Origin of the sequence: Nocardiopsis listeri (assembly GCF_020741345.1) — a bacterium.
Classification (GTDB): Bacteria; Actinomycetota; Actinomycetes; order Streptosporangiales; family Streptosporangiaceae; genus Nocardiopsis; species Nocardiopsis listeri_A.
Genome location: NZ_DYZD01000153.1, coordinates 1 through 3,965 on the forward strand (window position 1 = coordinate 1; position 3,965 = coordinate 3,965).

The following is a 3,965-nucleotide window of genomic DNA, read 5'->3' on the forward strand; positions in this document are numbered from 1 at the left end:
AAGGTCATCGGGACGATCCGTTCACGGACCCACCACTACCCCTTCCGCCTCATCCCGCCGAGCACCCTCAAAGAGCTCATGGAGGACCTCCTCAAGCAGGAGGAAGTGCCCTACGACCCGGCCGCCCTTCCGCTCGTTGTACGCGCGGGAGCGGGTTCGGCGCGCGACACCCTTTCCGTGCTGGACCAGCTGATCGCCGGTTCGGACGAGGGCGGCATCACCCGTGAGGGAGCCGTCTCCCTGCTGGGCTACACCGACTCCAGTCTGCTCGGCGAGATGGTCGATTTCCTGGGTTCGCGCGATGGCGCGGCCGTGTTCGGCCTGGTGGACCGGGTGGTCGAGGGCGGTCACGATCCGCGCCGTTTCACCACGGACCTGCTGGAGCGCTTCCGCGACCTGGTGGTCCTCGCCGCGGTGCCGGACGCCATCGACAAGGGCCTGGTCAACGTCTCTCCGGAGTCGGTGGACCAGATGAAGGAGCAGGCCTCGAGGCTGGGGCCGGCGGAGCTGTCCCGGGCCGCGGAGGTCCTCAACCAGGGGCTCACGGAGATGCGGGGCGCGACCGCGCCGCGTCTGCTCCTGGAGTTGCTGTGTTCACGGATCCTGCTGCCCGCCGCCGACGGCGACCAGACCGCGCTGCTGGCCCGGCTGGAGCAGATGGAGCGCCGACTGGCGTCCGGGGCGGTGCCCCCGGCGGCGTCCGGGCCACAGGCCCCCGTGGCGCCCACGGCCCAGGCCCCCGCGCAGCCCGCGCCCCCGGCTCCGGTGCAGCAGCCCCCGGCCGCGCAGCCTCCACAGCCCGCACGGCCCGAACCGTCCCGGCCCGCCGAACCGGACCCGAGCCCGGGTGGACGGAACGAGCCTTCTGGCTGGGACGCGCCCGCGCCCTCCCGCCCCCAGGCGCCGCAACAGAGCGCGCCCGTGGGTGGCGGCGGTGGCCCGGTGGACCTGGGACGACTCCAGGGCGCCTGGCACCAGATCATGGAAGCCGTCAAGGGCCGTCGCCGATTCACCTGGATGATGTTGCACGGCGGTGACGTGCAGCCGGTCGGGGTCGAGGGCAATACCGTGCTGCTGGGCTTCAGCAAGCCCAACGAGGCCAAGGGCTTCACCACCAGCGGCAGCGACCAGGTCGTGGCCGCGGCGATCCAGCAGGTGCTGGGCGCCGAGGTGCGCGTGGCCCCTTCAGGAACGGGTGGCGCGTCGCAGGCGCGTCGACCGCAGCCCGCGCCGCGACCGGCCGAACCCGCCGGGTGGGACGCCCCACCGCGACAGTCCCAGCCTCAGGCCCCCGCTCCGGCGGCGCCCGAACCGGATCCGGAACCGGCGCGACCCGCGGGTCCGCCACCGGAACGGTTGCTCAGCGACCGCCCGGAACCACCGCCGGACCCCTATGAGGACGACGCCGCCCCGCCGCCGGAGGACTACGGGTCCGCGGCGCCGAGCCGCGGTGGCGGTGCCCCGGGCGGTCGGGACGCGCGTCCCGCGGAGACGTCCGCCCCGGGGCCGACACAGGCCGCGCCCGCCGGTGGCGCGCCCACGAACAACGCTCCTTCGGCGGGTGGTTCGCAGCGGGGAGCCACGTCCGACGGCGGCTCAGGTGGCACGGACGGATCGGGGTCCGGCGGCGGGACCGCTCTCATCGAGACCGAGCTCGGCGGCAAGCTGATCGAGGAGATCGAACACGAGGCGCCCGGGCAACTGTGAGCCACGTTCCACCGGCCGGGTGTCCCGGCGGCGGAGGGCTCAGGGCCGCAACGCGCGCAGGACCGTGTCGACCAGGGCGTCGGTGTACGCGTGGTCGATCGGTCCGGTGCGCAGCAGCCACCGGTGCTGGAACGGGCCGTTGAACATCTCCACGGCCAGGTCCAGGTCGATGTCGGTGCGGACCTGGCCGGAATCCTGTGCGGATCGCAGTCGATTCCGGAAGGCTTCGGTGTTGGGCCTGGTCAGGTGCTCGTAGACCGCGAGGGCGAACTCTTCGTCGTTTTGGATCTCGGCGGTGAAGGCCCGGGTGGTGCGGTCCATCGTGGGGTCGACGAACTCGTCCGCGGTGGCTCGGAAGACGGTCTTGAGGTCGGTGGCCAGGTCACCGGTGTCGGGCAGGGGTTCTCCGGCCTCCGATCCGGTGAGCCGGGTGAACACGTCGAAGACCACGGCCGCCTTGGAGGGCCACCATCGGTAGATGGTCTGTTTTCCGACCCGGGCGCGGGAGGCGATGGCCTCCATCGTCAGCCTGGCGTAACCGACCTCGCCCAGGAGTTCGGCGGCCGCGTCGAGGATGGCGTTGCGCGCGCGTTGGCTGCGACGGCGGGGATTCGGTGTCCGTCGGGTCTGTTCGGCGATGTTGTCGGCCATGGCCCCAAGGTAGTCGCTCAAAAATGACGAGACGTCTCGTCTTGACATCGCTACGATCAAGGGTGAATCGTGTTTAACGAGACGCCTCGTCTCGTTCTGATCGGATAGGAGGATCTCGTGGCGAAAAGCAACAACATGCTCGGCATGGGCGGACAACGCACCACCGTCTCCCGTTCCACCCTGCGCGGTGGCAAGACCGGTGCCAAGGGCGGACCGACGGGGGACGCCCGTGAGCGCAAGGAGGACCTGCTGCGCAGGTTCCGGGAGAAGACCACCGACCCGAGGAACGAGACCTCAGATCGGTGAACCCACCGGCCAGGACCGTCCGTCGGGGTCGTCCAGCCACAACCGCTGACCACGGTCGGGGTCCACGGCCAACCCGAACCGGTCCGGCTCCGGCCGGCCCAGTTCGCCCCAGAGCTCCAGGGCGTCCTCGAACTCGTCCCAGATGCTGCGCGGGCCGCCCTGCTCGACCATCCACGAAGTGCCGTAGGGGTAGATCCGAACCCAGGACTCACCCTTGCGATCGCACAGCCACAGGCCCGATCCGGTACCGATCCAGCGTCGCCGCATCCGCCAGTCCGGCACCATCACCGACAGGGCGAACGCGGACGCGAAGGTCAGCAGGGGCGATACCGGGTCCTCCTGGGTGAGGCGATACTCGTCGGGTTGCTGCCCGGCATCGCGTACCGGCGGTGGTGACGACTCCGGGGTGCGCAGGGCCACGAACCCCACGCCTCCGTGGAATCGGCCCAGCGTGGTGCCCCCGGCCCGACGTTCGAGGCGCATGAGCACCCCCGCGCTCTCCAACAGACCCCACGGGCACACGATCAGCCCGCCCTCGACCAGCTGTTCCAACCAGGCCTCCGGTACCCGCCGGACCCCGCAGACACTGATGATCCGGTCGTACGGCGCGCCGTCCGGGTGCCCGGCGTGGCCGTCCGCGAGGTGGGTGGCGGGCGACATCCCGGTGCCGTGCAGTGCCCGCCGGGCCGCGCCCAGCAGACGGTCGTCGATCTCCAACGAGGTCACGGCCCGGTCGCCCAGCCGGTGGGTGAGCAAAGCCGTGTTCCAGCCCGTTCCGGTGCCCACCTCCAGTACCCGCTGGCCGTTGGCGAGGTCGGCCAGTTCCAGCATCCGAGCGAGCACGGTCGGCGCCGAGCTGCACGAGGTTGCGGGGCCCTGTCGGGAACCGCGTTGCCGAGGGACCTCGGGCCCCTCCAAACGGGTGACGATGGCGTTGTCCGTGTAGACGGCGGCCAACCAACGATCCGGGTTCCCCTCGGCGCTCAGGGTGCCGCCGCGCGCGGTCACCGCGCTCGTCTCCGGGATGAACAGGTGGCGGGGCACGGCGCGGAACGCCTCCACGAGGGCGGCGTCCCTCAGCGTGCCGTCCGCGATTATCGCCTCGATCAGTGCCGAGTTGCGCTCCCTTGCGGTCAACACGTCCTCAGTCCCCTGGTCGTCGCTGATCGGATGTGGTGTCGGAGAACACCGACGGGGTCGAGGGACCCCGTCGCCATCATGTCAACCGACGCCGTCCCCCGCCGCTCTCTTCGGCCTTTTCGCTGGTGAAATCAGATCAACGGTGCGACCAAGTCCTCCCC

General features: G+C 71.0%; 4 protein-coding genes. 2 read left to right on the plus strand and 2 right to left on the minus strand.

Annotated elements, in window-relative coordinates; translation table 11 throughout:
- Positions 1-1,707 (plus strand): DNA polymerase III subunit gamma/tau (locus tag K8V84_RS08740; protein WP_304072802.1); only part of this gene is annotated, 1,707 nt, incomplete at its 5' end.
- A 39-nt stretch (positions 1,708-1,746) separates the two neighbouring features.
- Here the strand turns inward: K8V84_RS08740 and K8V84_RS08745 are convergent.
- A complete protein-coding gene (locus K8V84_RS08745; protein WP_304072804.1) occupies positions 1,747-2,358 on the minus strand; it encodes a TetR/AcrR family transcriptional regulator in 612 nt (203 codons plus the stop codon).
- Positions 2,359-2,475: 117 nt separating this feature from the next.
- On the opposite strand from K8V84_RS08745, the gene K8V84_RS08750 reads away from it, so the two are divergent.
- Complete coding sequence (locus tag K8V84_RS08750; RefSeq protein WP_304072807.1) at positions 2,476-2,664, plus strand: DUF6243 family protein; 189 nt, start codon at positions 2,476-2,478, stop codon at positions 2,662-2,664.
- Here the strand turns inward: K8V84_RS08750 and K8V84_RS08755 are convergent.
- Positions 2,653-3,801, minus strand: a complete 1,149-nt coding sequence (locus K8V84_RS08755) for a methyltransferase domain-containing protein (protein ID WP_304072810.1) — start codon at positions 3,799-3,801, stop codon at positions 2,653-2,655. The genes K8V84_RS08750 and K8V84_RS08755 overlap by 12 nt on opposite strands.
- Between the last annotated feature and the right edge of the window lie 164 nt (positions 3,802-3,965).